This is a genomic window from Rhizobium sp. N621 (genome assembly GCF_001664325.1).
In the GTDB taxonomy this organism is placed as follows: Bacteria; Pseudomonadota; Alphaproteobacteria; order Rhizobiales; family Rhizobiaceae; genus Rhizobium; species Rhizobium esperanzae.
In genome coordinates, this window is sequence record NZ_CP013495.1 from 203,778 (window position 1) to 229,421 (window position 25,644).

The following is a 25,644-nucleotide window of genomic DNA, read 5'->3' on the forward strand; positions in this document are numbered from 1 at the left end:
GCTCAGACCTGCAGGATCGAGGAGACGAGCAGTTGCGTGTAAGGCTCCCTGGGATCGTCGAGCACGCGGTCGGTGAGACCCTGTTCGATGACGGAGCCGTCCTTCATCACCATCATGCGGTGCGAAAGCAGACGGGCGACGGCAAGATCATGGGTGACGATGATGGCCGAAAGGCCGAGATCGTTGACGAGGCCGCGCACCAGATCGAGCAGACGCGCCTGCACCGAAACGTCGAGGCCGCCGGTCGGCTCGTCCATGAAGACCAGACGCGGACCGGTGACGAGGTTGCGGGCGATCTGCAGGCGCTGGCGCATGCCGCCGGAAAAGGCGCGCGGCTGATCGTCGATGCGATCGGCATCGATCTCGACGCGTTCGAGCCAGTCGATGGCGGTGGAGCGGATCTTGCCGTAGTGCCGGTCGCCGATCGCCATCAGCCGTTCGCCGACATTGGCGCCGGCCGAGACGGTCATGCGCAGCCCGTCGGCCGGGTTCTGGTGCACGAAGCCCCAGTCGGTGCGCATCAGGAAGCGGCGTTCGGCCTCGTTCATATGATAGAGGTCGCGGTAGCTGCCATCGCGCATATGGTATTCGACGCTGCCGGTCGTCGGCATCAGCCGGGTGGAGATGCAGTTGAGCAGCGTCGTCTTGCCCGAACCGGATTCGCCGACGATGGCCAGCACCTCGCCGGGCCAGAGCTCGAAGGAGACATTCCGGCAGCCGATGCGCTTGCCGTAGAACTTCGAGAGGTCGTTGACCTTGAGAAGCGGTGTGTCGGTCATTCTGCAGCCTCCCGGGCCAGCATCTCGCCGGCATGCCCCTGGGCCCGGCGATCTTCGCAATGGTCGGTGTCGGAGCAGACGAACATGCGCCCGCCTTTGTCGTCTAGGATGACCTCATCGAGGTAGACATCCTCTGCGCCACAGAGCGCGCAGGGCCTGTCGAAGCGCTGGATCTCGAAGGGATGGTCTTCAAAGTCCAGGCTGGCGACATCGGTATAGGGCGGCACGGCATAGATACGCTTTTCTCGGCCGGCCCCGAAAAGCTGCAGCGCGTTCGATCTGTGCATCTTCGGATTATCGAACTTGGGCGTCGGCGACGGGTCCATGACGTAGCGGCCGTGAACCTTGACCGGATAGGCATAGGTCGTGGCGATGCGGCCGTTGCGGGCGATATCCTCGTAGAGCTTCACATGCATGAGGCCATATTCCTCGAGCGCATGCATTTTGCGCGTCTCGGTCTCGCGCGGTTCGAGGAAACGCAGCGGCTCGGGGATCGGCACCTGATAGACGAGCACCTGGCCGGGCCCGAGCTTCTCTTCCGGGATGCGGTGGCGCGTCTGGATGATCGTCGCCTCGCTGGTGCGCGTTGTCACCGCGACATTGGCGACCTTCTGGAAGAAGGCGCGGATCGAGACGGCGTTGGTCGTGTCGTCGGCGCCCTGGTCGATCACCTTCAGCACGTCATCGGGCCCGATGATCGAAGCCGTCACCTGCACACCGCCGGTGCCCCAGCCATAGGGCATCGGCATTTCTCTGCTGGCGAAGGGCACCTGGTAGCCGGGAATGGCGATCGCCTTCAAAATGGCGCGGCGGATCATCCGCTTGGTCTGTTCGTCGAGATAGGCGAAGTTGTAGCTGGCGAGATCGCTCATTCGGCCGCTTCCTTCATGTCTTCGCCACCGTTGCGGGCGGCTTCGAATTCGCGGCGCATGCGGCGGACGAGATCGAGTTCCGCCTGGAAATCCACATAATGCGGCAGCTTCAGGTGCTCGACGAAGCCCGTTGCTTGGACATTGTCGGAATGGGAGATGACGAATTCCTCGTCCTGGGCCGGCGCGGTGATGTCCTCGCCGAGCTCTTCGGCGCGAAGCGCCCGATCAACAAGCGACATTGCCATCGCCTTGCGCTCGCTCTGGCCGAAGACCAGGCCGTAGCCGCGGGTGAATTGCGGCGGCGCCTTGGCCGAGCCCTTGAACTGGTTGACCATCTGGCATTCGGTGATCTGGATGACGCCGAGCGAGACGGCGAAACCGAGCTCCGGCACGTCGAACTCCACCTCGACCTCGCCGATGCGGATCTCGCCGGTGAAGGGGTGGTTGCGGCCATAGCCGCGCTGCGTGGAATAACCGAGCGCCAGCAGGAAGCCTTCATCGCCGCGGGAAAGCGCCTGCAAGCGCAGATCGCGGGTCATCGGGAATTCCATCGGCTCGCGGGTCAGATCGCCGATCTCGTGATCTTCGGGCATGTCGCCGTCAGCCTCGATCAGGCCCTCCTCGCCGAGGATTTCGGAGACGCGCATGACGCGGCCGGTCTCGGCTGTGCGCTGCGCGGGCGCCTCGACCGCTTCGTCCTGAAGCAGTGAGGGATCGAGCAGCCGGTGAGTATAATCGAAAGTAGGACCAAGAAGCTGGCCCCCCGGCAGGTCCTTGTAGGTCGCCGAGATGCGCCGTTCGATCGTCATCTCAGCCGTGTCGAGTGGTTTGGAATAGCCGAAGCGCGGCAGCGTCGTGCGGTAAGCGCGCAGCAGGAAGATCGCCTCGATCATGTCTCCGCGCGACTGACGCACGGCCAGCGCGGCGAGGGTGCGGTCGAAAAGCGAGGCCTCGGCCATGACGCGGTCGACGGCGAGGGCGAGTTGTTCGACGATCTGCTCGATGCCGATCGCCGGCAGCGAACGGTCGCCGCGGCGGCGGTCGGCAAGCAGACGGTGGGCATTGGCGATGGCGGCCTCGCCACCCTTGACGGCAACATACATGAGCTCAGATCTCCGTTGCTGTGATCTTGGTGGTGCGCGGCAGACAGACGAAGCGCGTGCCCGACGTCAGCACGATGTCGATGCCGCGCGGGAAGAGCGCACGGTTCTCGGTCCAGAGCCTGAGGAAGGTCTCCGGCAGCCCCGTCGGCGCGATCTCCACGACACTCTGGATGCCCGGACCCATCAGGGCCAGCCTGCGTCCGCCTTCGAGTTGGGGAAGTTCGATGACGACAGTCGTCGAGCGGTCGGGATATTCCTGCGTGCCTGATGCGAAGAGGCCGAAGGAGCAAAGCGCAGTGCCCGCCTCAATGAAGGCAAAACGCGCATCGGCCTTTTCGGCTGTCAGGGGCGCGCCGGTGTGGAAGCCGAGCCACTCCGGCATGGCGGATTTCGCCAGTCCCGAGGTAAGCCAGACTGATGTGTCGTGGTCGCAAAGGGTGAGCGCGATCGCGCCGGCGGCAATGCCGAGCGGCGCCGGCGGAGCGATATTGGGCGCAACTGTCTGGATGGCGCCGGGACGGGCCATGCCGTCCATCAGCATCTTGAAGACGCTCTGCGCATGGAAAACCGGGTCGGCAAAACCGCCGGTCAAGGCTTCTGTCGCAAGACCCATCAGTTGTCTCCCCGTACCATGGTGAAGAAATCGACGCGGGTTGCCGCCGTCTCGTCCGCCTTGCGGCGCTCAGCGACGGCGATGCGTGCGGCAATCGGCGAAAGCAGCGCCTGTTCGACGAAATCCCTGGTCGCCTCCTCCTGCCAGAGCGCATCGAAGATCGCCGCAAGGCGGGCCTTCTCCCGGTCGGTGCCGAGCGCCTGCGCATGGCCGATGGAGCCGGTCTCGAGCCGCACCGTTGCGCGCGTCACCGTCACCTCGCCGAGATTGAAAGGAGCTCCGCCGCCGCCGATGCGGCCGCGCACCATCACCAGTCCCGTCTCCGGTCCGCGCACCGGATAAGCCACGGGCTTCTGCGGCAACGCATCCCAGGCTGCCTGGAGTTCGCTCCGTTCCGCACGCGCCAGCAGATCGGCGGCGCGTTTGCGCTCCGAGACCGTCTGTGACGCGGCGTCTTTCTTGTCCGCTGATATCATCGCTGCTTTCCCCGAAATGTCTATTGATATAGACAACCATACAAGCTATACCTAGCCTTAAATCGGTGTCGTGACAAGCGTGTGACATCGTGGGGCAAGGCAGGGGCAGAATGGCAGGACTGAAGCAGGTGCAGAGGCAGACAGGTGTGGCGCTCTGGCGTCAGATCGCCGATCGAATTCGCGAGGCGATCGGCAATGGAACCTATGACGAAACGGGAATGGTGCCGCCGGAAACGGTGCTGGCGCTGCAATTCGGCGTTAACAGGCATACGGTGCGCAGTGCGCTGGCGGCGCTGGCGCAGGAGGGAATCGTGCGCGCGGTGCAAGGTCGCGGCACGTTGATCGAGCGTAAGGAGCGCTTGAACTTCCCGATCACCCGGCGCACGCGCTTCACCGCCGGCATCGGCGATCAGGCGCGTGAGACGCGTGGTCTTCTGCTCGATGAGGCGCAGGAGGAGGCGAGTGCCGAGGTTGCCCGCTGGTTGGGCCTGAAACAGGGCGAGCAGGTGATCCGGCTGGAAACATCGCGCCATGCCGACAGGCGGCCGGTTTCAAAGGCGACGAGTTGGTTTCCCGCTGAACGCTTCGCGGGGATCGGCGAGGCCTACCGAAAGCATGAATCGATCACCAAGGCTTTCGCCGAGCTCGGGCTGGCGGACTACGTCCGGGCGACGACCGAGGTGACGGCCGCCCATGCTGCTACAGCCGACCTTGCCGATCTGGAACTCACCCCCGGCGCGATCCTGCTGATTGCCAAGGCAATGAACACCGATCTCGACGGCGTGCCGGTGCAATATTCGATCAGCCGTTTCGCCGCCGACCGGGTGCAGTTCACGATCGAGAACTGAGGCCAATAATTGAGGCAAGGCGTGCCGACCGCTTCCGGCGGCACGCCTCATCGAATTAGTGTGCGCCGGACATATCGCCCAGAACTTCCTTGGACGCTACGGTGGAATCCGCCTTCAGCTTGTAGACCATCGGAACGCCGGTCGCGAGATTGAGGGCGAGCACGCCTTCTTTGCTCAGCTTGTCGAGCACCATGACCAGCGAGCGCAGCGAATTGCCATGGGCGGCGACCAGCACCTTTTCGCCGCGCAGCACGCGCGGCAGGATTTCCGTGAGGTAGTAAGGCCAGACACGGGCGCCGGTGTCGCGCAGGCTCTCGCCGCCCGGCGGCGGCACGTCATAGGAACGGCGCCAGATATGCACCTGTTCCTCGCCCCACTTGGCGCGCGCGTCATCCTTGTTGAGACCGGAGAGATCGCCGTAGTCGCGCTCGTTCAGCGCCTGGTCGCGGATCGTTTCGAGATCGGGCTGGCCGACCTTGTCGAGGATGAGCTTCAGCGTGTGCTGCGCGCGCACCAGCGCCGAGGTATAGGCGACGTCGAATTTGATCCCGTATTCGGCAAGTGCGGCGCCTCCCGTGTTGGCTTCCTGAATGCCGAGTTCCGTCAGATCCGGGTCCTTCCAGCCGGTGAAGAGATTCTTCAGATTCCAGTCGCTCTGGCCGTGGCGAACGAGGACGAGGGTACCGCTCATGAATATGCCTCCGTAGTATCCTTATTGGGAAGAAAGCCCGAGCACGTCGAGCATGGAATAGAGCCCCGGCTTCTTGTCGCGCGCCCAGAGCGCCGCCTTGATGGCGCCGCGCGCGAAGATCGAGCGGTCGGCCGCACTGTGCGACAGGGTGACAATTTCGCCTTCTCCGGCGAAAAGCACGGAATGCTCGCCGATGACGGAGCCGCCGCGCAGTGTCGCAAAGCCGATTGTGCCGGCTTGCCGAGCGCCGGTATGGCCGTCGCGCACCCGGACCGATTTCGAGGCCAGATCGATGCCGCGCCCCTTAGCCGCGGCCTCGCCGAGAAGAAGCGCGGTGCCGGAAGGCGCATCCACCTTGTGCTTGTGATGCATTTCCAGGATTTCGATATCCCAGTCATCAGGATCGAGCGCCCGGGCTGCCTGCTCGGCGAGCACGCTGAGCAGATTGACCCCGAGGCTCATATTGCCCGACTTGACGACGCGGGCATGGCGGGCGGCCGCGGCGATCCTGGCATTGTCGTCTTCCGAACAGCCGGTGGTGCCGACGACATGGACGATGCGGGCCTGGGCAGCGAGGCCCGAAAATTCCACCGTCGCCGCCGGCGCGGTGAAGTCGAGCACGCCCTCGGCATGCAGGAAGGCCTGGAGCGGATCGTCGCCGATGATGACGCCGGTCGGCCCGAGCCCGGCGATTTCGCCGGCATCCTTGCCGACAAAGGGCGAGCCGGCGCGCTCGACCGCGGCATGCAGCACCACGTCCTCGATGGAATGAATGAGCCGGATCAGCGTCTGCCCCATGCGCCCAGCTGCGCCGACCACCACCAGTTTCATCGCAGCATCGCTCATGTCAGTCTCACCAGGTTAGTATGAATCCGAGGCCGAGGGCCTCTGCAGGTTGTTGAGGCGAGCGTAAAGACCGTCGCTGACCTTCGCAAGCGTCTCATGATTGCCTTCCTCGACCACCCGACCCTGCTGCATGACGACGATCTTGTCGGCGCGCACGACGGTCGAAAGCCGATGGGCGATGACGACGACGGTGCGCCCGGTCATCGCCTCGTCGAGCGCCTTCTGCACGGCAGCCTCGGATTCGGTGTCCAGCGCGGAGGTCGCTTCGTCGAGCAGCAGGATCGGCGCGTTGCGCACCAAAGCCCGCGCGATCGACAGCCGCTGCCGCTGGCCGCCCGAAAGCGTCACGCCGTTTTCGCCGACCGGCGTATCGTAACCCTGCGGCTGCGCCGAGATGAAATCATGCGCATAGGCAAGCCGGGCCGCCTCTTCCACCTCGGCATCGGTCGCTTCCGGCCGGCCATAGCGGATATTGTCGCGGATCGTGCCTTCGAACAGGTAGGGCTGCTGCGAAACATAGGCGAGCTGCTGGCGCAGCGACTTCTTGGTGATGTGGGCGATATCCTGCCCATCGATCAGTATCTCGCCTTCGCGCGGATCGTAGAAGCGCGGAATGAGGCTGATGACGGTGGATTTGCCCGCACCCGAGGGGCCGACGAGCGCCGTGGTGGTTCCGCCCTCGGCGACGAAGCTGACGCCGTTCAGCACGCTTTCATTGCCGTAGGCGAAGGAAACATTGCGGAATTCGATCCTGGCCTGTGTCACCGTCAGCGGCCGGGCATCCGGCAGGTCGCGCTGGCGCGGCTCCATGTCGAGCAGTTCGTAGATCATCCGTGCATTGACGACGGCGCGTTCCATCTGCACCTGCAGGCGGGCAAGGCGGCGGGCCGGGTCATAGGCAAGCAGCAGCGCCGTCACGAAGGAGAAGAAGGCGCCCGGGGCGACATTGTAATAGATCGAACGATAGGCGGCATAGGCAAGCACGCTGGCGACGGCAAAGCCTGCGAAGCTCTCCGTCAGCGGCGAGGTGCGCTCGGAAAGCCGGGCAATCCGGTTCGCCCGGTTCTCGGCGGCCGTGATGAGCTTGTTGACCTTGTTCTCCAGTTCCTCTTCCATCGTGAAGGCTTTGACGATGGCAATACCCTGGATCGTCTCCTGCATGGCCCCCAGCACGTGGCTGTTCAGATGCACGGCCTCGCGGGTTGCCGAGCGAAGGCGTTTGGAAACATAACGCAGTGCATAGAGCAGCGGCGGCGCCATGATGAAGACGGCGAGGCTGAGCAGCGGGTCCTGGAGGACCATCACGCCGATCAGCGAAACGAAGGTCAGGAGGTCGCGCACCGTCGAGGTGATCGTCAGGTTGAGCACGTCACGGATGCCGCTGACGTTCTGGCTCACCTGCGCGGCGATATGAGCCGAGCGTGCCTCGCTAAAAAAGCCAACGGAAAGCGTCATCAGATGCGCATAGAGGCGGCGCTGATAGCGGGCGACGATATTGTTGCCGACCTTGGAAAGCGCCACGGCCTGGCCGTAGCTGGCAAAGCCGCGCAGCACGAAGGCGACGAAGATCGAAAGACAGATGATCCAGACGACGTCGGCGCGGCGATTGGCGAAGGCCTCGTCGATGATCGCCCGCATGATCCAGGCGGTGAACGCCGTCGAAAGCGCCACGACCACGAGGCAGGCGATTGCGAAGACATAACCCCAGAGATGGTCGCGGCCGTTTTCAGCGATGATGCGCTTCAGGATGCCGGTGACGGTATCGCTGCTGACGCTCTGCTTTCTGCTTTCCACGGCTTCCAAATATCAAGCTTCCTGTCCGAGACTGAGCGCGTCGTGAACGTGGCGCGCACTTTGGCCGGCTCTATAAAGAGTTGGGACTGGTTTGGCTAGACCGCGGCGCGGCCCGGAGGGACACGCGCTGGGCTCAGCGCCGCCAGCGGCGGCCTTCCGTCGATACGCCGAAATTGGCCGGCATGCGCGCATAGGACGAAAGCCCGGCGAGCGCCGCCAGCGGATGCGTCACGACATAGGTGGGGATGGTGCGAAGCAGCGCGCTATGCGGCGCCTTGTCCTCGAAAGCCTGCCGGAATTCCGGTTTCTTCAGCGCCGGGAGGATCTTTTGCGAGATACCGCCGGAGAGATAGACACCGCCGCGCGCCATGAACACCATCGCCATGTCGCCCGCCACGCGGCCGAGATAGGTGGCAAACAGCGAAACGGTCTCGACGGCGGCCTTGTCGCTGCCATCAAGCGCATGTGAGGTGATCTCGGCCGGATCCTTCATCGTCGGCTGGATGCCGTCGACCACGCAGATGGCGTTGTAGAGATTGACGAGGCCGCGTCCGCAGAGGATCTGTTCGGCCGAAACACGTCCTTCGATCGTCTCGACATGCGGAAAGATCTCATAATCGCGCTTGCTGCGCGGCCCGAGATCGATATGGCCGCCTTCGCCGGGGACCGGGATCCAAGTATGCTGGGCATGCACGAGCCCGCCGACGCCGAGGCCGGTGCCAGGTCCGAGCACGACGCGCGAGGCGACCATGTCGCCGGTGGCGCTGCCGATACGTTCGCGGTTTTCATCCGACAGGGCGGCGATCGCCAGCGCCTGCGCCTCGAAATCGTTGACGACGAGCACGTCCTCGATGCCGAGGCCCTCGATCATCGTCTTTGGCCGCACCACCCAGTCGCAATTGGTCAGGGGGATCTCGTCGTCGTTGATCGGGCCGGCGACAGCGAGGATCGCCGAGCGCGGCTGCACCGCTGTTTTGTCGAGCACGCCCTTTTGGATCGCTTCGTCGATCGTGGCGAAATCCGCCGTGCGCACGTTCGGAAACTGCTTCGGTTCGGCATAGGCGTCGGTCAGGATGGAGAAGCGGGCATTGGTGCCGCCGATATCGCCGATCAGGATCGGGAAGGGAAGCGGAGCGGTGCTGTGGCTGGGTTTGGGCATGGCCGGTTCCGTGCTGATCAGGCTTCGAGTGTGGGAAGGAGCTTTATAGCGGTCGCGTGGTTGAGTGCCATCGGAATGTCGTAGACGATGGCGAGCCGCATCAGCGCCTTCACGTCGACATCATGCGGCATCGGCGTCAGCGGGTCGACGAAGAAAATCAGCGCGTCGACCTCTCCGGTCGAGATCAGCGCGCCGATCTGCTGGTCGCCGCCGAGCGGCCCGCTTTTCAGCCTGGTGACGTCGAGATCAGGAGCGGCATCGAGCACGCGACCGCCGGTGGTACCTGTCGCGACGATCTTCCAGCGCGAAAGAAGGTCCTGATTGGCGCGGGCGAACGCCGCCATGTCGTCCTTCTTCTGGTCATGCGCGATCAGCGCAAGGCACTTGCTGCCGGCCATGAAGTGATTCTCCGCCCCAACAATTCAATCGATTTGATCGCTTTATACCAAGTATTTGCGATTTGAAAGACAATGCGTCCGCCCCTTCATTGGATCGCCGGCTTGTCGTTCGGGACGGGGCCGACATCCGGCAACCCCTCGTCGTCATCAGCCGGCGCGGCTGCCGGAGCGGCGGCGAACGCGCTTACGGCGGAAGGCCCGCCATAGGTGGCAGCCTGCATCGAAGCGACGGAAGCGGCATCGAGCACGGCAGAGCAGGCCTTCGGCAGGTCGGAGACCATCATCTCACGCGGCGGCTTCGGCGGCTTGGCGCCGGGCTTGGGCGGTTTCGGCGGCGCCCAAGGTGCCGGGGTGAACCAATAGGCGAGCGACTTGTCGCAGCCGTTTCCTGAGGCGACGGGAGCTTGCGGCGTGCATCCGGCAGCACCGGGCGGGCATTTGATGCGGATGTGGAAATGCGAGTCGTGGCCGTATATCGGCCGCAGCTTTCCAAGGTTGGTGCGGTCACCGGTCCAGGTGTCGCACATCTTCTTCTTGATCGCCGGATTGACGAAGATGCGCTCCACTTCGGGATAGCTCGCCGCCAGCATCAAAAGCCGCGCCCGCGATTCCGTCCATACTTTGGGGTTGACGGTGAGGAACTTGTCCTTCTGCAGCATGCTGGTGAAGGGCAGGTCCTCGCGCTCCTCAGCCGTCATGCGGCGCGCCGGCATCGGGGTGAACCAGATATCGGCATCGAGGCCGATCTGGTGCGAGGAATGGCCGTTGAGCATCGGCCCGCCGCGCGGCTGGGCGACATCACCGACGAGGATGCCCGGCCAGCCGGCATATTTGACCGCATCCTGCGAAAACCGTTCCAGGAGCGCGATCATCGCCGGGTTGCCCCAGCGGCGGTTGCGCGAAAGCCGCATCGCCTGCCAGGTCGGCCCGTCGGTCGGCAGCGCCACCGCGCCGGTCATGCAGCCCTTTGCATAAAAGCCGATCGGCTGCGCCGGCCCCTGCGTCGGCAGGCTGACGCCTGCGAACAGCGCCTTGGCGCTGCCGGGGCTCGGCGTTTTCTGCTCGGCGACGACATCGCCGGCGGCAAGGCCGGCCCCGATCGCGCCGGCAAGCGCCAGTCTGCCGAATGTTCTGAAAGCCTGAACGAAGCCGAAAGCCATACTGTTTCCTTGAAGCGCTGCCGAAGTGATTTGCCGCAAATCTATCGTGAAAAGCGATTTTGGTGAATCGATGTTTTGGCTAGCGGCGACAGGCGGCGGCGGTGACGGATCGCCGCAGCGTTGCGGCCGCCTGCAATTCCGATGAGGTCTTCAACCTTGGCGCGGCAAAGCAAGGTCAAAATTTCGCGAGCCCGGCAAAAACCAAACTCTCTCCTGTTTTTCGCCTGTATTTTTCGTATTGTCGAACCCACCAATAATTAGGGGAGAGCGTGAATGGCGGCTTTGTGGTCGAAGATCGGTTTGTTTCTGACGCTTGCGGGAGCCTTAGCGCCGATGACGGCAACAGCTCAGGACCAACCCTTTCAGATTGGCAGCTCGGTCATCAGCGAGATGAAGTACAAGCCGGGCTTTGCGCACTTCGACTACGTCAATCCCGATGCTCCAAAAGGTGGAGATCTGCGTCTTTCCGCCAGCGGCGCCTTCGACACCTTCAACCCTCTGCTGGCAAAAGGCCAAACGGCGATAGGCCTCTCACTTGCTTACGACACGCTGATGAAGCCGGCCGATGACGAACTTCTCGTCTCTTACGGTCTGCTTGCCGAGGGGCTATCCTATCCCGATGACGTCTCCAGCGCGACCTTTCGCCTGCGCAAGGAAGCAAAATGGGCGGACGGTCAGCCGGTAACTCCGGAAGATGTCATTTTCAGCCTGGACAAGACTAAGGAATTGAACCCCGTCGCCGGGAACTACTACCATCACGTCGTCAAAGCGGAAAAGACCGGCGAGCGGGATGTGACCTTCACCTTTGATGAGAAGAACAACCGCGAACTGCCCAACATTCTCGGCCAGTTAATGATTGTGCCGAAACATTGGTGGGAAGCGCCCGGAGCGGATGGCAAGCCGCGTGACATTACCAAAACGACGCTGGAGCCCGTAATGGGGTCCGGGCCTTACAAGATTGCTTCCTTCTCGCCCGGCGCAACGATCCGCTATGAGCTGCGTAACGACTATTGGGGCAAGGACCTCAATGTGAATGTCGGCCAGAACAATTTCCGCAATGTCATCTACACCTATTTCGGTGACCGCGATGTTGAGTTCGAAGCCTTTCGTGCCGGCAATAGCGACTATTGGCAGGAGACAACGGCTGCCCGCTGGGCAACTGGATATGATTTTCCTGCAGTGAAGGAAGGACGCGTCAAGAAGGAAGAGGTTGCAAATCCCCTGCGCTCCACCGGCATTCTGCAGGCTCTTGTGCCGAATATGCGGCGTGACCTCTTCAAGGATATCAGGGTCCGCGAGGCGCTGAACTACGGCCTCGATTTCGAGGAGTTGAACCGCACCGTTGCCTTTAACAGTTACAAGCGCATCGACAGCTATTTCTGGAATACCGAGCTCGCCTCCTCCGGTCTGCCGCAGGGGCGGGAGCTGGAAATTCTGCAAGGCATGAAGGACAAGGTTCCGCCCGAGGTCTTCACGACGCCGTATACCAATCCCGTTGGCGGCGATCCGCAGAAGAGCCGCGACAACCTCCGAAAGGCGATTGCTCTTCTGAAAGAAGCCGGCTGGGAGCTGAAGGGCAATCGCATGGTCAATACCAAGACCGGCCAGCCAATGAGTTTCGAGATATTATTGTCGAGCCCCATGTTGGAGCGCTGGGCAGTGCCTTATGCCAGCAATCTCAAGAAAATCGGCATAGATGCGCGAGTTCGGACAGTCGACGCTTCGCAAGCTGTCAACCGCGAACGCAGCTTTGACTTCGATATGATCTGGAATGTGTGGGCGGAGACAATGAATCCGGGCAACGAGCAAGCCGACTATTGGGGATCCGGCTCTGTCAACCAGCAGGGTTCTCGCAACTACGCCGGCATTGCCAACCCAGCCGTCGATGAGCTCATCCGCATGATTATCTTCGCGCCGAACCGCGATGAACAGGTCGCTGCGATCAAGGCAATGGACCGGGTCTTGCTGGCAAATCACTACGTCATCCCGCTGTTCTACCGCGATACCGTTAATATTGCCTATTGGAACACAGTCACGCATCCTGCCGAATTTCCGGCCTACAGCCTTGGTTTCCCCGATGCCTGGTGGTCGGCCTCGGCAAAATGAGCGGGCTTGCATTAACGGGGCCCTGGGCTCCAAATGGCACGAGCGAATCACGACAAGCCGGCGAGGCCGGCAAGGGAAGGCTGGCGGATTGAGCGGCATTGGACTGAACGGCGTGCAGACAGGAAAAACTATCCCGGAGGCTGAAGGCTGATGGGTGCCTATGTCATTCGCCGCCTGCTTTTGATGATCCCGACCATTATCGGCATCATGGCAATTTCCTTCATCGTCGTTCAATTTGCACCCGGCGGCCCGGTCGAGCAGGTGATTGCCCAGCTGACCGGCCAGGCCGACAGCGCTGATCAGCGCCTGTCCGGCGGCGGCGATCTCCTCGGCGGAGGAGGAGGCGAAGAAAGCTCGAAATATCGCGGCGCCCAGGGGCTTGATCCGGAGCTGATCGCCAAGCTCGAAAAACAGTTCGGCTTCGACAAGCCGCCGCTGACGCGCTTTGGCGAGATGATGTGGAATTACATCCGCTTCGATTTCGGTGAGAGCTTCTTCCGCAATACCTCGGTGCTCGACCTCATCAAGGAAAAGCTGCCCGTGTCGATCTCGCTCGGCATCTGGATCCTGATCTTCTCCTACGCGATCTCCATCCCGCTCGGCATTCGCAAGGCGGTCAAGGACGGATCGACCTTCGATGTCTGGACGTCGGGCGTCATCGTCGTCGGTTATGCCGTGCCGAGCTTTCTCTTCGGCATCCTCCTGATCGTGCTTTTCGCCGGCGGCTCGTTTTACGACTGGTTCCCGCTGCGGGGCCTGGTTTCCGACAATTTCGACCAGCTCGCCTGGTGGCAGAAGCCGCTCGACTATTTCTGGCACCTCACTCTGCCGCTGATCTCGCTTTCGCTCGCCGCCTTCGCCACCACGACGCTGCTCACCAAGAATTCCTTCATCGAGGAGATCAAGAAGCAATATGTCGTCACCGCCCGCGCCAAGGGTCTGAATGAGCGGCAGGTGCTTTACGGCCATGTTTTCCGCAACGCCATGCTGATCATCATCGCCGGTTTTCCCGGTGCCTTCATCTCCGCTTTCTTCACTGGCTCGCTGCTGATCGAGAACATCTTTTCGCTCGATGGCCTCGGCCGCCTCGGCTATCTCTCGGTGGTCAACCGCGATTATCCGATCGTCTTCGCGACACTCTACATCTTCTCGCTGCTCGGCCTTTTCGTCAGCCTGATCTCCGACCTGATCTACACCTGGATCGATCCGCGCATCGATTTCGAGCGGAGGGATGTCTGATGGACGCCGCCGCAAATCCCGCCACCGCAACCCCGGTCAAACCGCCGCGCAAGGGCCTGCTGTCGCCGACCAACATCCGTCGCTGGAAGAATTTCCGGGCGAACGGCCGCGGCTACTGGTCGCTGTGGCTTTTCCTGCTGCTGTTCGTGCTCAGCCTCTTTGCCGAATTCCTCGCCAATGACCGGCCGATCATCGCCTCCTACAAGGGCGAAATCCTGTTTCCTGTACTGATCGATTATCCCGAGGAAAAATTCGGCGGCTTCCTCGCCGAAACCGACTACCGCTCCTCGGTGATATCGGACGAGATCAACGCCAATGGCTGGATGATCTGGCCGCCGATCCGCTATTCCTACCGCTCGGTCAACTCGAACATCCCGCATTCGGCGCCGACCGCCCCCTTCTGGCTGATGACCGAGGAGGAACGCTGCTCCGGTTACCCGCAAGGGGCGAATGATCCCGGCTGCACGCTCGGCAATCTCAACTGGCTCGGCACCGATGACCAGGCGCGTGACGTGCTGGCGCGCGTCATCTACGGCTTCCGCATATCGGTGCTGTTCGGCCTGGCGCTGACCATCTGCTCGGCAATCATCGGCGTGACGGCAGGGGCGGTGCAGGGCTATTTCGGCGGCTTGACCGATCTCCTGCTGCAGCGCTTCATCGAGATCTGGTCGTCGATGCCGGTGCTTTACATCCTGCTGATCATCGCCGCGATCCTGCCGCCCGGCTTCTTCGTGCTGCTCGGCATCATGCTGCTCTTCTCCTGGGTCAGCTTCGTCGGCGTGGTGCGCGCCGAATTCCTGCGCGCCCGCAATTTCGAATATGTCCGCGCCGCCCGCGCGCTCGGCGTCAACAACCGCACCATCATGTGGCGCCACCTGCTGCCGAACGCCATGGTGGCGACACTCACCTTCCTGCCTTTCATCCTCTCCGGCTCGATCACGACGCTGACCTCGCTCGACTTCCTCGGCTTCGGCATGCCGCCGGGCTCGCCTTCGCTCGGCGAAATGATCGCCCAGGGCAAGACCAACCTGCAGGCGCCCTGGCTCGGGCTGACGGCGTTCTTCGCCATGTCGATCATGCTTTCCCTTTTGATCTTCATCGGCGAAGCCGTGCGCGACGCCTTCGATCCGAGGAAGACGTTTCAATGAGTGACATGACAGAACCGCTCCTTTCCGTCCGCGATCTCTCGGTTGCCTTTCATCAGGGCGGCGAAGCCTCGCTTGCCGTCGATCGGATCTCCTTCGATATCGCCAAAGGCGAGGTCGTGGCGCTCGTCGGCGAATCCGGCTCCGGCAAATCGGTCTCGGCCAACTCGATCCTGCGGCTTCTGCCTTATCCCTCGGCAAGCCATCCCTCCGGCGAAATCCTGTTCAAGGGCAAGGATCTCTTGAAGGCATCGGAGCGGGCGCTGCGCGAGGTGCGCGGCAACGACATCACCATGATCTTCCAGGAGCCGATGACCTCGCTCAATCCGCTTCATACGATCGAGAAGCAGATCGCCGAGATCCTCGCCCTGCACCAGGGGCTTACCGGCCAGCCGGCGCGCGAACGGGTGCTGGAATTGTTGAACCAGGTCGGCATCCGCGAGCCTGAGAAGCGGTTGAAGGCCTATCCGCACGAACTCTCCGGCGGTCAGCGCCAGCGCGTCATGATCGCCATGGCGCTTGCCAACCGGCCGGAACTGCTGATCGCCGACGAGCCGACCACGGCGCTCGACGTCACAGTGCAGGCGCAGATCCTCGAGCTTCTCCGGCAGTTGAAGACGGCACACGGCATGTCGCTGCTGTTCATCACCCATGATCTGGGCATCGTGCGCAAATTCGCCGACCGCGTCTGCGTCATGACCAAGGGCCGGATTGTTGAAACCGGGACGGTCGAGGAAGTCTTCGCCAATCCGAAGCACGATTATACCCGCCATCTGCTCGCTTCCGAACCGCGCGGCGAGCCGCCGCTCGCCGACCCGTCGAAACCGGTGGTGATGGAAGGTTCGGATATCCGCGTCTGGTTCCCGATCAAGGCGGGGCTGATGCGCCGCGTCGTCGATCATGTGAAGGCCGTCGACGGCATCGATCTTTCGTTGCGCGCCGGCCAGACGCTCGGCGTCGTCGGCGAATCCGGCTCCGGGAAGACCACGCTCGGCCTGGCGCTCACCCGGCTGATCTCTTCACAGGGCCGGATCGCCTTTATTGGCAAGGATATAGCCGGCTATTCGTTCAATGAGATGCGACCGCTGCGCAATCAGCTGCAGATCGTCTTCCAGGATCCCTACGGTTCGCTCAGCCCCCGCATGTCGGTCGGCGATATCATCGCCGAAGGCCTGAAGGTGCATGAGCGCGCCTTGAGCGCCGGAGAGCGCGACCAGCGCGTCTGCTGGGCGCTGGAGGAGGTGGGCCTCGATCCCCTGACCCGCTGGCGCTATCCGCATGAATTCTCCGGCGGCCAGCGCCAGCGCATCGCCATTGCACGGGCCATGGTGCTGAAGCCGCGTTTCGTCATGCTCGACGAACCGACCTCCGCGCTCGACATGAGCGTACAGGCCCAGGTGGTAGATCTGCTGCGCGATCTGCAAAAGAAGCACGACCTCGCCTATCTCTTCATCAGCCATGACCTGAAAGTAGTGAAGGCGCTTGCCAACGACGTCATCGTCATGCGGTTCGGCAAGGTGGTGGAGCAGGGACCGTCCGCGGAAATCTTCCGCGCGCCGAAGGACGATTACACCAAAGCGCTGATGGCGGCGGCCTTCAACATCGAGGCGGTGCCGACGCCCGCCGTACAGCAGTAAAGAAGATCATGTCTGCACTTTCTCCCGTTCTCGTCGATCTCAAATTCAACCCCGAAGGTGTTGCCCGCGCGCTGAAGACGGCTTTTCCCGATCGCGGCAGCATCAATGTCGCCGATACGGTCGATCGCGCGCGTGATCTCCGTGCCGTCGAATATGCTCTTCTCTGGAAGCCAGATGCCGATCTTTTCAGCCGGGCGCCAAACCTCAAGGTCATCTTCTCGGGCGGCGCCGGTGTCGATCACATCATCGGCATGGCCGGTCTGCCTGACATTCCGATCGTCCGTTTCGTCGACCGCAGCCTGACAACCCGGATGACCGAATGGGTCGTCATGCAGTGCCTGATGCATCTGCGCGCGCAATATGCCCATGACATCAAGCAGCGGCGGCGCGAATGGGCCAAACTGATTGCGCCGGAAGCGGCGGAGGTGACCGTCGGCGTCATGGGGCTCGGTATTCTGGGCCAGGATGCGGTCGCCAAGCTGAAAGTGATGGGTTTCAACGTCATCGGCTGGTCGCGCACCCGCAAGACAATCGAGGGCGTTGAGACCTTCGACGCGGGCGAGCTGGACCGGTTTCTCGCCAAGACCGACATTCTGGTCGGCCTGCTGCCACTGACGCCTGAGACGACGGGCTTCTATGATAGCGGGCTATTTAAGAAGCTCCGGCGCGACGGTGCGCTGGGACAGCCGGTCTTCATCAATGCCGGCCGTGGCAAGAGCCAGATCGAGGCCGACATCGTCTCTGCCGTCGGGGAGGGGACCCTCGGCGGCGCTTCTCTCGACGTTTTCGAAGTGGAGCCGCTCGCCACCGACAGCCCGTTGTGGGCATTGGAGAACGTCTTCATCACCCCGCACGACGCGGCGGTCTCCGAAGAGAACGCGCTGTTCCGCCATGTCGAGACGCAGATCGCCCGTTTTGAGCGCGGCGAGCCGCTGCAGTTCGTGATCGATCGCGCCGCCGGTTATTAGATTTAAGCGGCATCTCGTGCCAAAGCTGCGGCGGTTTGGCTATTCCCAAGACCGCGGCGCGTTTGAGCCCGGAACCTTCCAGACGGCCACCCGTTTTCCTTGCGAAGTTCTTTGCGGCCGGTTCGGCCGCCAAGGCAGCGAAGGAGACGATGATGGCGCATCAGACCGAAACACGCTGGGAAAAATCCGACGGAAAACTTCACAAGGAACAGCAAATCCCGCCGGTCAAGGCAAAGCAGGGGCGTATGGGTTATCGTATCCTGACCGTGCTGCTCGTGGCGCTGATCCTTGCTTTCGTGGTCTGGATTCCAGTCGAGATCTGGGGCCGCCGCGAGGCGAACGAGGTGGCGCCGCAGCAGCCCGGCCAACAGCTCCAGCAGCAGCAGTCGGACGCAGCACGCGCGCCGACCATGCAGAATGGCAATGCGGTCCCGACCGAGACGCCGCAAACGGCGCCGGCCCCGAATACCGCTCCTGTGGCCCCGGCTCAACCTCCGGCCCAATAGGCGTTCGACAGATAATCTCCCACATCCCGTCGCCGCCATGCGGCGGGATGTTTATGTTTTGTCTGGACTTTCTTCGCCGATTTTTCGATAAGAAGGCGCACGAGCCGGTTTCGTGCGCCGGCCCGGAACTTGGCAGCACCTGACCGGAGTGGACAGGGGCAGGAATCTCATGGCCAAGACCGATATCGCGAGACGCGTCTACAATCACGCCTGGAAACTCGACCCGATCATCCGCAGCCTGATCGATACCGACTTCTATAAGCTGCTGATGCTGCAGATGATCTGGAAGCTCTATCCTGATGTGAACGCCTCCTTCACCCTGATCAACCGCACCAAGCGCGTACATCTCGCCGAAGAGATCGATGAAGGCGAATTGCGGGAGCAGCTCGATCATGCGCGCACGCTGCGGCTCTCCAAGAAGGAGATGATCTGGCTGGCGGGTAACAGTTTCTACGGCCGCGCGCAGATCTTCGAGCCGGAATTCCTGGCGTGGCTGTCCAATTTCCAGCTCCCTGAATACGAGCTGTCGAAGAAGGACGGGCAATATGTGCTGGACTTCCATGGGTCCTGGAAGGAAACCACCATGTGGGAGATCCCGGCGCTCGCCATCGTCAACGAACTGCGTTCGCGTTCGGCGATGAAGGCGCTCGGCCCTTTCACGCTGGATGTGCTCTACGCCCGCGCCAAGGCGAAGATGTGGTCGAAGGTCGAGCGGCTGAAGGAATTGCCCGGCCTGCGCATCTCCGATTTCGGCACCCGCCGCCGCCACAGCTTTCTCTGGCAGCGCTGGTGCGTCGAGGCGCTGAAGGAAGGTATCGGTCCGGCCTTCACCGGCACGAGCAATGTATTGCTGGCGATGGATTCCGATCTCGAGGCGGTCGGCACCAATGCCCACGAACTGCCGATGGTGGCAGCCGCCCTGGCGCAGACCGATGAGCAACTGCGCAATGCCCCTTACAAGATCCTGCGCGACTGGAACAAGCTCTATGGCGGCAACCTGCTGATCGTCCTGCCGGACGCCTTCGGCACTGCGGCCTTCCTGCGCGACGCCCCCGAATGGGTCGCCGACTGGACCGGCTTCCGTCCGGACAGCGCGCCGCCGATCGAAGGTGGTGAAAAGATCATCGACTGGTGGAAGAAGATGGGCCGCGATCCGCGCCAGAAGCTGTTGATCTTCTCCGACGGTCTCGATGTCGACGCCATCATCGACACTTACCGGCATTTCGAAGGCCGCGTGCGCATGAGCTTCGGCTGGGGAACCAACCTGACGAATGATTTTGCCGGCTGCGCGCCGACGGAAATCTCAGGCCTCAATCCGATCTCGATCGTCTGCAAGGTCAGCGACGCCAACGGCCGTCCGGCGGTAAAACTCTCCGACAATCCGCAGAAGGCTACCGGCGAACCGGCGGAGGTCGAACGCTACCTGAAATTCTTCGGCGCCGAGGATCGGGTCGATCAGACCGTCCTGGTATAGGCACGAGGTGAGGCGCGGCCATGACGGGGCGCATCGATATGCCCCGCCATCGCATCCTCGATCGACCAGCCGAAGCGCCAGGCGTCAAACATCGCATACCATTCCTGAAAATCGGTGATCGGCAGCACATCCGGCTTCGACATCGGATTGTCCGCCAGGCTGCGGCCGCGAGCACGATCGCGCACGCCACGCTCCTGCATCGCAAGCAGATTCTCGAACATCATCACCCGGCCTCCCGTTCCATGGGTTTATGCAATCATGCTAATGAAGCATTGTCGAGTCCGGATGTGAGCATTCCGGTTTTTCACAGGATTAGCCCCATTTCGCTATTTCAAGGCGATCGCAGCCGACCTCGGATCGATCTGGCGAAACGGATAGGGCGTGACGGGGAGGCCCGGCTTCCTGGCTGGGGTCCGCCACCGAGCCTCCCGGCTGACCGAATCTCTGAAAGCGGCAGCGCTGACAATTGCCGCTTTCCGCTCGGGCCGATCCAACGGTGATGAAGGCGAGAGTTAACCAGTGGTTACTATCCACCGGCCCCGTCTCAATCCGGCGCAATCCCCAGCTGAACCGGCGGGTTTCAGGCGGCCAGTCTGCGAAACCGCGTTCTGATCCGGTCGAGGTAATAATGTCCGGGAGACGGCGCCGCCGTCATCGCATGGGCTTCCGAAGAGGGCACGCCTTCGAACAGACGCTCCTCGCCGTTCTTGAAGCAGATCCTGAGCCGCCCGTCTTCCTGGCTGAAATAGACGGATTTGATGATCTTCGACTTCACCGAAAGTTCTTCCACCTGTTTTACCTCTGTTTTTGATTTGGCAGAACCTAAACCCAAACGTGCAAAGACGCGGTGAAGCAGCGTGGTAAAAATTCAGGAATCTTTCTGGTCAGCGCTACACTTCGTTTAATGAGATCGAGCCTTCGCTTCCTTGCAGACTGTGGAAGAGCGTGCCAATATCACGATGAACTTTACGCCATCTTCGATCTGATTGCGCCAACCCCCGTATGGCGCGTGAACGACATGAAATTTCTCCTCCGATGCGCATTCATCCGTTCAAGGCCCATCTGGTCGTCTATATGGTTACAGCGAGCGAGGATGTTCTCATTGTCCGTATTCGCCACGGACACGAAGATTGGGCCGCCCAGGCTTAAAATTCAATCTCTTGGAAGATCCAGATGTGAAAATGGCGGACAGGGAGGGATTCGAACCCTCGGTACGCTTTCACGTACACACGCGTTCCAGGCGTGCGCCTTAAACCACTCGGCCACCTGTCCTTTGGCGTTCGCGCCCGGATAGGAGCAAATCGTCGGAACGGCGCGATATATACCGATGAATTTTTGCCGATCAACCCAAATCTAACAGTTTTTTGACTTCTTCCGATAAAACTCCGCTCGGCCCATCCCATTGTGCTTCACCTCAGCGATGACTATGTAATTCTCAAGGTGGAGAATGGCGCGGGCTCGCCGGAATTATCCGGCATATCGAAGCGTCGGAGGGATTGATGCGTTTCCTGTTGCGTCTGGCGAGTCTTGTCGCGCTTGCGGCAGCCGTTATTGCCGGGACCATCGATTCGATCCAGTCGGTTGCCGCCTCCGCCGTGATCATGACGCCGATGTCGGATGCCTGGCAGGATGTGAGCCCTGACACGCTGACGTCGCTGCAATCCGCGCTTTCCTACTATATCCACCCGCGCTTCTATGCCTTCATCTTTCAGTGGCTGATGCTGCAGCCGGCCTTTGCGGTTTTTCTGGTGATCGCGCTGCTTCTTTGGATGGTCGGCTACAAGAAACCGCAAGTGTCAGGCCGCTTCATCGCATAGCCGATCGGTTTGAGCCGGTGCGATGCGGCGAAGGCTGATATGGCCCTCCGCGGCTTTGGCATCTGCCGGCGGATTGGCTAGAAAAACCGCAGCCTTGGTGGGGAAATGTCCAAAAAACAGCCGGGAAGAACTGATTTTCAGCAATCGCTGCAAATCTTTACCGCCTGAAAAATTTCTGGTGAATTTTTCCGTGAGCCATGCAAGGATGCGCGCAGCCAGGCCTCCGGGGGGAGGTCGGTGGTTCCGCAGACATGTCCGAAAAGGGCTTGCGGGAGGACCCCTAACGAATAGCAACAACAGGGCTGCACAATGAAAAAATCCCTTCTCACTCTCCTTGCCGTGGCTGCCATGTCGACGACGGCGCTTGCCGCCGATGTCAAGCCGGCGCTGGTTTACGGCACCGGCGGGAAGTTCGATAAGTCTTTCAACGAAGCGGCCTATAACGGCGCCGAGAAGTTCAAGGCCGAGACCGGCATTGCCTATCGCGACTTCGAGCCGACCGGCGACACCCAGGGCGAACAGGCCATCCGCAACTTCGCAAGCCGCGGCTTCAACCCCGTGGTCGCCGTTTCCTTCGCCTGGACTTCGGCCATTGAGAAGGTCGCAGCCGAATTCCCCGATACCAAATTCATCATCGTCGACTCCGTCGTCGACAAGCCGAACGTCCGCTCGGTCGTCTACAAGGAAGAAGAAGGCTCCTATCTCGTCGGCATTCTCGCCGGCATGGCCTCCAAGACCGGCAAGGTCGGCTTCGTCGGCGGCATGGACATTCCGCTGATCCGCAAATTCGAATGCGGCTATGAGCAGGGCGCTCGCGCCGCCAAGGCCGATATCCAGGTTTTCCAGAACATGACCGGCACGACGGGCGCTGCCTGGAATGACCCGGTTCGTGGCGGTGAGCTCACCAAGAACCAGATCGACCAGGGCGCGGATGTCATTTACGCGGCGGCCGGCGCCACCGGCCTCGGCGTGCTGCAGACTGCGGCCGACAACAAGAAGCTCTCGATCGGCGTCGACTCCAACCAGAACCATCTGCATCCGGGCTCGGTGCTGACCTCGATGGTCAAGCGCGTCGACCTCGCCGTCTACAACGCCTACACCGACACCAAGAACGACAAGTTCACCGGCGGCGTCCAGGCGCTCGGGGTCAAGGAAGATGGTGTTGGCGCGGCGATCGACGACAACAACAAGTCGCTGATCACGCCGGAAATGCAGGCGGCCGTCGACAAGGCCAAGGCTGACATCATTGCGGGAACCGTGAAAGTTCACGATTATACCTCGGACAACGCTTGCCCGAAGTGATCCGCGCCCTGATGTAATCGACGATTGAGATCGGGCGTATGGCGGAGGGGATTTTCGCCATACGCCCTTTTCTTATTTGGAGCCTGCAGTGACAGATAAGCCCGCTATCGAGCTTGTCGGCATCGATAAGAAATTCGGTGCCGTCCACGCCAACAAGGACATCAACCTCACCGTTGCCAAGGGGACGATCCACGGCATCATCGGTGAAAACGGCGCCGGCAAATCGACGCTGATGTCGATCATCTATGGTTTCTACCACGCCGACAGCGGCGAGATCCGCGTCAACGGCAATCCGGTCACCATCCGTGACAGCCAGGCGGCGATCGCCGCCGGCATCGGCATGGTGCACCAGCATTTCATGCTGGTCGACAATTTCACGGTGCTCGAGAACGTCATGCTCGGCGCCGAAGGCGGCTCGCTGCTGGCGAGAGGCGTCGCATCGGCCCGCGCCGAGCTCAAGCGGCTGGAAACCGAATACGGCCTCGAGGTCGATCCGGACGCACTGATCGAAGAGCTGCCGGTCGGCCTGCAGCAGCGCGTCGAAATCTTGAAAGCCATGTATCGTGGCGCCGAGATCCTGATCCTCGACGAACCCACAGGCGTGCTGACGCCGGCTGAAGCCGACCACCTCTTCCGCATCCTCAAGGTGCTGCGCGACCAGGGCAAGACGATCATTCTCATCACCCACAAGCTGCGCGAGATCATGGCGATCACCGATACGGTCTCGGTCATGCGTCGCGGCGAGATGGTCGCCACCCGCAAGACGGCGGAAACGACGGTGGAAGAACTCGCCGAACTGATGGTCGGCCGCCGCGTGCTGCTGCGTGTGCAGAAGGGCGAAGCCAATCCAGGTTCTGCCGTGCTTTCCGTCCGCAACCTCACAGTCAAGGATAATCGCGGCGTCACCATGGTCGACAATGTCTCCTTCGACGTGCGCGCCGGCGAGATCGTCGGCATCGCCGGTGTTGCCGGCAACGGCCAGTCGGAATTGCTGGAGGCGATTGCCGGAATCCGCAAGCCTGTCTCCGGCGAAATCCTTCTCGATGGCCAGACGATCGACAAGGCCGACCCCGCCCGCCTGCGCGATCTCGGCCTCGCCCATATTCCCGAGGACCGGCACCATATGGGGCTGGTGCTGAAGTTCGAGGAATATGAAAACTCCGTCCTCGGCTATCACCGCCGTCCGGACTACAGCAAAGGCCCGCTGCTCGATCTCGAAGCGATCCGCAAGGATGCGATGGAGAAGATCGAAAAATACGACATCCGCCCGCCGAACCCGCGGCTGAAGACGGCGAATTTTTCCGGCGGCAATCAGCAGAAGATCGTCGTCGCCCGCGAGATCGAACGCGATCCGAAGATGCTGATCATCGGCCAGCCGACGCGCGGCGTCGATATCGGCGCCATCGAATTCATTCACCGCCGGATCATCGAAATGCGCGATGCGGGCAAGGCGATCCTGCTCGTCTCCGTCGAACTCGATGAAATCCGCGCCCTTTCAGACCGTATCCTTGTCATGTTTGCCGGCCATGTGGTCGGCGAGAAGACGCCCGATGCCGGTGAACAGACCCTCGGCCTGATGATGGCCGGCATTGCCGCGTGAGGCCCTAATGAGCACTGCTTCCGTTCCACTGCCAAACTGGATCAACTATGGCCTGATCCCGCTTTTGAACCTCATAGTCGCCTTCCTGATCTCCGGCTTCGTTGTCTGGCTGATCGGCGAGAGCCCGCTCGGTGCACTGTCGCTGCTGCTCGAAGGCGCGCTCGGCAATGGCGAATTCATCGGCTTCACACTGTTCTATGCGACGAGTTTCATCTTCACCGGCCTCTCCGTGGCAGTTGCCATCCATGCAGGCCTCTTCAACATCGGCTCTGAAGGCCAGGCCTATGTCGGTGGTCTCGGCTGTGCGCTGGTGGCGCTTTCGCTCGACAATTACGTGCCATGGTATGTGACGATGCCGATTGCGGTAGTCGGCGCCGCGCTCTTCGGCGCGATTGCTGCCTTCATTCCAGCATGGCTTCAGGCGAAGCGGGGCAGCCATATCGTCATCACGACGATCATGTTCAACTATATCATCGCCTCGCTGATGAATTACCTGCTGGTGCACGTATTGATCGTGCCGGGCAAAATGGCGCCCGAAACACGGACTTTCCTTGAGGGTGGGCAGTTGCCGAAGCTGACTTGGTTGATGGAGATATTCGGGACAAAGCTCGGCGCTGCCCCGTTGAACGTCTCTTTCATCATCGCGCTGGTTATGTGCTATATCGTCTGGCTTCTTATCTGGCGCACGAAGCTCGGCTTTGAGATGCGCACGCTCGGCGTCAGCCCCACCGCCGCTTCCTATGCCGGTATTCCCTATGTACGGATCGTGATGATAGCGATGATGCTTTCCGGTGCGCTGGCTGGCATGATGGCGCTCAATCCTGTCATGGGCGCGTCTGCACGCCTGCAGGTGGGGTTCGTCAGCGGCGCCGGCTTTGTCGGTATCGCCGTCTCGCTGATGGGCCGCAATCATCCGCTCGGCATCATCTTCGCGGCGATCCTCTTCGGTATCCTTTATCAGGGCGGCGACTGGATCTCTTTCGAAATGCCGAACATCACCCGCGAAATGATCCTGGTCATCCAGGGTCTGGTGATCCTGTTCGCCGGTGCACTGGAATACATGTTCCGACCGGCGATAGTGCGTCTCCATCAACAGTTCAAGCGAGCCTGA

At 61.6% G+C, this 25,644-nt stretch carries 25 protein-coding genes, 1 tRNA gene and 1 pseudogene; 13 read left to right on the forward strand and 14 right to left on the reverse strand.

Translation table 11 applies throughout. The annotated features are described in order from the left end of the window. Positions 1-2: 2 nt before the first annotated feature. Genes phnK through phnG form a run of 5 tightly spaced genes read right to left on the reverse strand, consistent with a single transcriptional unit; the run spans position 3 to position 3,843 of the window. The gene (phnK, locus tag AMK00_RS00970) at positions 3-779 is read right to left on the reverse strand and encodes a phosphonate C-P lyase system protein PhnK (protein WP_064800259.1); all 777 of its coding nucleotides are present in this window, start codon (positions 777-779) and stop codon (positions 3-5) included. Further along, complete coding sequence (locus AMK00_RS00975) at positions 776-1,651, reverse strand: alpha-D-ribose 1-methylphosphonate 5-phosphate C-P-lyase PhnJ (protein WP_064809253.1); 876 nt, start codon at positions 1,649-1,651, stop codon at positions 776-778. The genes phnK and AMK00_RS00975 overlap by 4 nt, the downstream gene beginning before the upstream one ends. Next, positions 1,648-2,754 carry a carbon-phosphorus lyase complex subunit PhnI gene (locus AMK00_RS00980; protein WP_064809254.1) on the reverse strand — a complete coding sequence of 369 codons (1,107 nt, stop codon included), beginning with the start codon at positions 2,752-2,754 and terminating at the stop codon, positions 1,648-1,650. The genes AMK00_RS00975 and AMK00_RS00980 overlap by 4 nt, the downstream gene beginning before the upstream one ends. A gap of 4 nt (positions 2,755-2,758) precedes the next feature. Further along, complete coding sequence (phnH, locus tag AMK00_RS00985) at positions 2,759-3,367, reverse strand: phosphonate C-P lyase system protein PhnH (protein WP_064809255.1); 609 nt, start codon at positions 3,365-3,367, stop codon at positions 2,759-2,761. After that, entirely contained in the window at positions 3,367-3,843 is a 477-nt protein-coding gene (gene phnG / locus AMK00_RS00990; RefSeq protein WP_064800263.1) for a phosphonate C-P lyase system protein PhnG, read from the reverse strand. The genes phnH and phnG overlap by 1 nt, the downstream gene beginning before the upstream one ends. Positions 3,844-3,953: 110 nt before the next feature. Between phnG and phnF the strand changes: the two genes are divergently transcribed. Then, complete coding sequence (gene phnF / locus AMK00_RS00995; protein ID WP_064809256.1) at positions 3,954-4,691, forward strand: phosphonate metabolism transcriptional regulator PhnF; 738 nt, start codon at positions 3,954-3,956, stop codon at positions 4,689-4,691. A 55-nt stretch (positions 4,692-4,746) separates the two neighbouring features. On the opposite strand, the gene AMK00_RS01000 is transcribed toward phnF, so the two are convergent. The 6 genes from AMK00_RS01000 to mepA form a co-directional block, all read right to left on the reverse strand. After that, the gene (locus AMK00_RS01000; RefSeq protein ID WP_064800265.1) at positions 4,747-5,382 is read right to left on the reverse strand and encodes a 2,3-bisphosphoglycerate-dependent phosphoglycerate mutase; all 636 of its coding nucleotides are present in this window, start codon (positions 5,380-5,382) and stop codon (positions 4,747-4,749) included. Between the two features lie 21 nt (positions 5,383-5,403). Continuing rightward, positions 5,404-6,228, reverse strand: coding sequence for a 4-hydroxy-tetrahydrodipicolinate reductase (dapB, locus tag AMK00_RS01005; RefSeq protein WP_064809257.1), 825 nt, complete (start codon positions 6,226-6,228; stop codon positions 5,404-5,406). 15 nt (positions 6,229-6,243) lie between these two features. Then, positions 6,244-8,031 (reverse strand): ABC transporter ATP-binding protein, encoded by a 1,788-nt coding sequence (locus AMK00_RS01010; protein WP_064809258.1) that lies wholly within the window; start codon positions 8,029-8,031, stop codon positions 6,244-6,246. Positions 8,032-8,155: 124 nt separating this feature from the next. Next, positions 8,156-9,181 (reverse strand): glucokinase, encoded by a 1,026-nt coding sequence (locus tag AMK00_RS01015; protein WP_064809259.1) that lies wholly within the window; start codon positions 9,179-9,181, stop codon positions 8,156-8,158. Between the two features lie 17 nt (positions 9,182-9,198). Then, positions 9,199-9,579 (reverse strand): methylglyoxal synthase, encoded by a 381-nt coding sequence (locus AMK00_RS01020; RefSeq protein ID WP_064707596.1) that lies wholly within the window; start codon positions 9,577-9,579, stop codon positions 9,199-9,201. Between the two features lie 86 nt (positions 9,580-9,665). After that, positions 9,666-10,739, reverse strand: coding sequence for a penicillin-insensitive murein endopeptidase (mepA, locus tag AMK00_RS01025; protein WP_064809260.1), 1,074 nt, complete (start codon positions 10,737-10,739; stop codon positions 9,666-9,668). Positions 10,740-11,012: 273 nt separating this feature from the next. On the opposite strand from mepA, the gene AMK00_RS01030 reads away from it, so the two are divergent. From AMK00_RS01030 to pncB, 7 genes are all read left to right on the forward strand, one after another. Beyond that, positions 11,013-12,845: an extracellular solute-binding protein gene (locus AMK00_RS01030; RefSeq protein WP_064800270.1), complete on the forward strand. Its 1,833-nt coding sequence runs from the start codon at positions 11,013-11,015 to the stop codon at positions 12,843-12,845. A 150-nt stretch (positions 12,846-12,995) separates the two neighbouring features. Further along, on the forward strand, positions 12,996-14,084 hold the full coding sequence (locus AMK00_RS01035; RefSeq protein WP_064809261.1) for a microcin C ABC transporter permease YejB: 1,089 nt from the start codon (positions 12,996-12,998) through the stop codon (positions 14,082-14,084). Then, the gene (locus AMK00_RS01040; RefSeq protein ID WP_064809262.1) at positions 14,084-15,232 is read left to right on the forward strand and encodes an ABC transporter permease; all 1,149 of its coding nucleotides are present in this window, start codon (positions 14,084-14,086) and stop codon (positions 15,230-15,232) included. The genes AMK00_RS01035 and AMK00_RS01040 overlap by 1 nt, the downstream gene beginning before the upstream one ends. Beyond that, positions 15,229-16,866 carry an ABC transporter ATP-binding protein gene (locus AMK00_RS01045; RefSeq protein ID WP_064809263.1) on the forward strand — a complete coding sequence of 546 codons (1,638 nt, stop codon included), beginning with the start codon at positions 15,229-15,231 and terminating at the stop codon, positions 16,864-16,866. Before AMK00_RS01040 ends, AMK00_RS01045 begins: the two co-directional genes overlap by 4 nt. A gap of 8 nt (positions 16,867-16,874) precedes the next feature. Beyond that, positions 16,875-17,834, forward strand: a complete 960-nt coding sequence (locus AMK00_RS01050; RefSeq protein WP_064809264.1) for a 2-hydroxyacid dehydrogenase — start codon at positions 16,875-16,877, stop codon at positions 17,832-17,834. 149 nt (positions 17,835-17,983) lie between these two features. Beyond that, the gene (locus AMK00_RS01055; protein ID WP_064805823.1) at positions 17,984-18,340 is read left to right on the forward strand and encodes a hypothetical protein; all 357 of its coding nucleotides are present in this window, start codon (positions 17,984-17,986) and stop codon (positions 18,338-18,340) included. A 169-nt stretch (positions 18,341-18,509) separates the two neighbouring features. After that, positions 18,510-19,814 (forward strand): nicotinate phosphoribosyltransferase, encoded by a 1,305-nt coding sequence (gene pncB / locus AMK00_RS01060; protein WP_064800275.1) that lies wholly within the window; start codon positions 18,510-18,512, stop codon positions 19,812-19,814. On the opposite strand, the gene AMK00_RS01065 is transcribed toward pncB, so the two are convergent. Beyond that, positions 19,796-20,035, reverse strand: a complete 240-nt coding sequence (locus tag AMK00_RS01065) for a CrpP-related protein (protein ID WP_064811610.1) — start codon at positions 20,033-20,035, stop codon at positions 19,796-19,798. The two genes, pncB and AMK00_RS01065, sit on opposite strands and share 19 nt — an antisense overlap. Before the next feature lie 359 nt (positions 20,036-20,394). Then, positions 20,395-20,604, reverse strand: coding sequence for a KTSC domain-containing protein (locus AMK00_RS01070; protein WP_064681543.1), 210 nt, complete (start codon positions 20,602-20,604; stop codon positions 20,395-20,397). A gap of 153 nt (positions 20,605-20,757) precedes the next feature. On the opposite strand from AMK00_RS01070, the pseudogene AMK00_RS01075 reads away from it, so the two are divergent. Beyond that, positions 20,758-20,963: pseudogene (locus tag AMK00_RS01075) on the forward strand (type II toxin-antitoxin system RelE/ParE family toxin); the annotation flags it as partial. Between the two features lie 33 nt (positions 20,964-20,996). Here AMK00_RS01075 and AMK00_RS01080 read toward each other — a convergent pair. Continuing rightward, positions 20,997-21,086, reverse strand: a tRNA-Ser gene (locus tag AMK00_RS01080). Positions 21,087-21,313: 227 nt separating this feature from the next. Here AMK00_RS01080 and AMK00_RS01085 point away from each other — a divergent pair. The 4 genes from AMK00_RS01085 to AMK00_RS01100 all read left to right on the forward strand — a co-directional run bounded on the left by AMK00_RS01085 (position 21,314) and on the right by AMK00_RS01100 (position 25,644). Further along, entirely contained in the window at positions 21,314-21,631 is a 318-nt protein-coding gene (locus AMK00_RS01085; protein WP_064800276.1) for a hypothetical protein, read from the forward strand. A 309-nt stretch (positions 21,632-21,940) separates the two neighbouring features. Further along, a complete protein-coding gene (locus AMK00_RS01090; protein WP_064800277.1) occupies positions 21,941-22,933 on the forward strand; it encodes a BMP family lipoprotein in 993 nt (330 codons plus the stop codon). Between the two features lie 88 nt (positions 22,934-23,021). After that, positions 23,022-24,533, forward strand: coding sequence for an ABC transporter ATP-binding protein (locus AMK00_RS01095; protein WP_064809265.1), 1,512 nt, complete (start codon positions 23,022-23,024; stop codon positions 24,531-24,533). A gap of 7 nt (positions 24,534-24,540) precedes the next feature. Continuing rightward, positions 24,541-25,644: an ABC transporter permease gene (locus tag AMK00_RS01100; protein WP_064809266.1), complete on the forward strand. Its 1,104-nt coding sequence runs from the start codon at positions 24,541-24,543 to the stop codon at positions 25,642-25,644.

What these genes read in the sequence shown, in the direction of transcription:
- mepA (WP_064809260.1), bottom strand. Translation starts at nt 10,739, where the DNA reads ATGGCTTTCGGCTTCGTTCAGGCTTTCAGAACATTCGGCAGACTGGCG.
- AMK00_RS01000 (WP_064800265.1), bottom strand. Translation starts at nt 5,382, where the DNA reads ATGAGCGGTACCCTCGTCCTCGTTCGCCACGGCCAGAGCGACTGGAAT.
- pncB (WP_064800275.1), top strand. Translation starts at nt 18,510, where the DNA reads ATGGCCAAGACCGATATCGCGAGACGCGTCTACAATCACGCCTGGAAA.
- phnH (WP_064809255.1), bottom strand. Translation starts at nt 3,367, where the DNA reads ATGGGTCTTGCGACAGAAGCCTTGACCGGCGGTTTTGCCGACCCGGTT.
- AMK00_RS01090 (WP_064800277.1), top strand. Translation starts at nt 21,941, where the DNA reads ATGAAAAAATCCCTTCTCACTCTCCTTGCCGTGGCTGCCATGTCGACG.
- AMK00_RS01085 (WP_064800276.1), top strand. Translation starts at nt 21,314, where the DNA reads ATGCGTTTCCTGTTGCGTCTGGCGAGTCTTGTCGCGCTTGCGGCAGCC.
- phnG (WP_064800263.1), bottom strand. Translation starts at nt 3,843, where the DNA reads ATGATATCAGCGGACAAGAAAGACGCCGCGTCACAGACGGTCTCGGAG.
- AMK00_RS01030 (WP_064800270.1), top strand. Translation starts at nt 11,013, where the DNA reads ATGGCGGCTTTGTGGTCGAAGATCGGTTTGTTTCTGACGCTTGCGGGA.
- AMK00_RS01100 (WP_064809266.1), top strand. Translation starts at nt 24,541, where the DNA reads ATGAGCACTGCTTCCGTTCCACTGCCAAACTGGATCAACTATGGCCTG.
- AMK00_RS01015 (WP_064809259.1), bottom strand. Translation starts at nt 9,181, where the DNA reads ATGCCCAAACCCAGCCACAGCACCGCTCCGCTTCCCTTCCCGATCCTG.
- AMK00_RS01045 (WP_064809263.1), top strand. Translation starts at nt 15,229, where the DNA reads ATGAGTGACATGACAGAACCGCTCCTTTCCGTCCGCGATCTCTCGGTT.
- dapB (WP_064809257.1), bottom strand. Translation starts at nt 6,228, where the DNA reads ATGAGCGATGCTGCGATGAAACTGGTGGTGGTCGGCGCAGCTGGGCGC.
- AMK00_RS01050 (WP_064809264.1), top strand. Translation starts at nt 16,875, where the DNA reads ATGTCTGCACTTTCTCCCGTTCTCGTCGATCTCAAATTCAACCCCGAA.
- phnF (WP_064809256.1), top strand. Translation starts at nt 3,954, where the DNA reads ATGGCAGGACTGAAGCAGGTGCAGAGGCAGACAGGTGTGGCGCTCTGG.
- AMK00_RS01035 (WP_064809261.1), top strand. Translation starts at nt 12,996, where the DNA reads ATGGGTGCCTATGTCATTCGCCGCCTGCTTTTGATGATCCCGACCATT.
- AMK00_RS01040 (WP_064809262.1), top strand. Translation starts at nt 14,084, where the DNA reads ATGGACGCCGCCGCAAATCCCGCCACCGCAACCCCGGTCAAACCGCCG.
- AMK00_RS00980 (WP_064809254.1), bottom strand. Translation starts at nt 2,754, where the DNA reads ATGTATGTTGCCGTCAAGGGTGGCGAGGCCGCCATCGCCAATGCCCAC.
- AMK00_RS01065 (WP_064811610.1), bottom strand. Translation starts at nt 20,035, where the DNA reads ATGTTCGAGAATCTGCTTGCGATGCAGGAGCGTGGCGTGCGCGATCGT.
- phnK (WP_064800259.1), bottom strand. Translation starts at nt 779, where the DNA reads ATGACCGACACACCGCTTCTCAAGGTCAACGACCTCTCGAAGTTCTAC.
- AMK00_RS01055 (WP_064805823.1), top strand. Translation starts at nt 17,984, where the DNA reads ATGATGGCGCATCAGACCGAAACACGCTGGGAAAAATCCGACGGAAAA.
- AMK00_RS00975 (WP_064809253.1), bottom strand. Translation starts at nt 1,651, where the DNA reads ATGAGCGATCTCGCCAGCTACAACTTCGCCTATCTCGACGAACAGACC.
- AMK00_RS01020 (WP_064707596.1), bottom strand. Translation starts at nt 9,579, where the DNA reads ATGGCCGGCAGCAAGTGCCTTGCGCTGATCGCGCATGACCAGAAGAAG.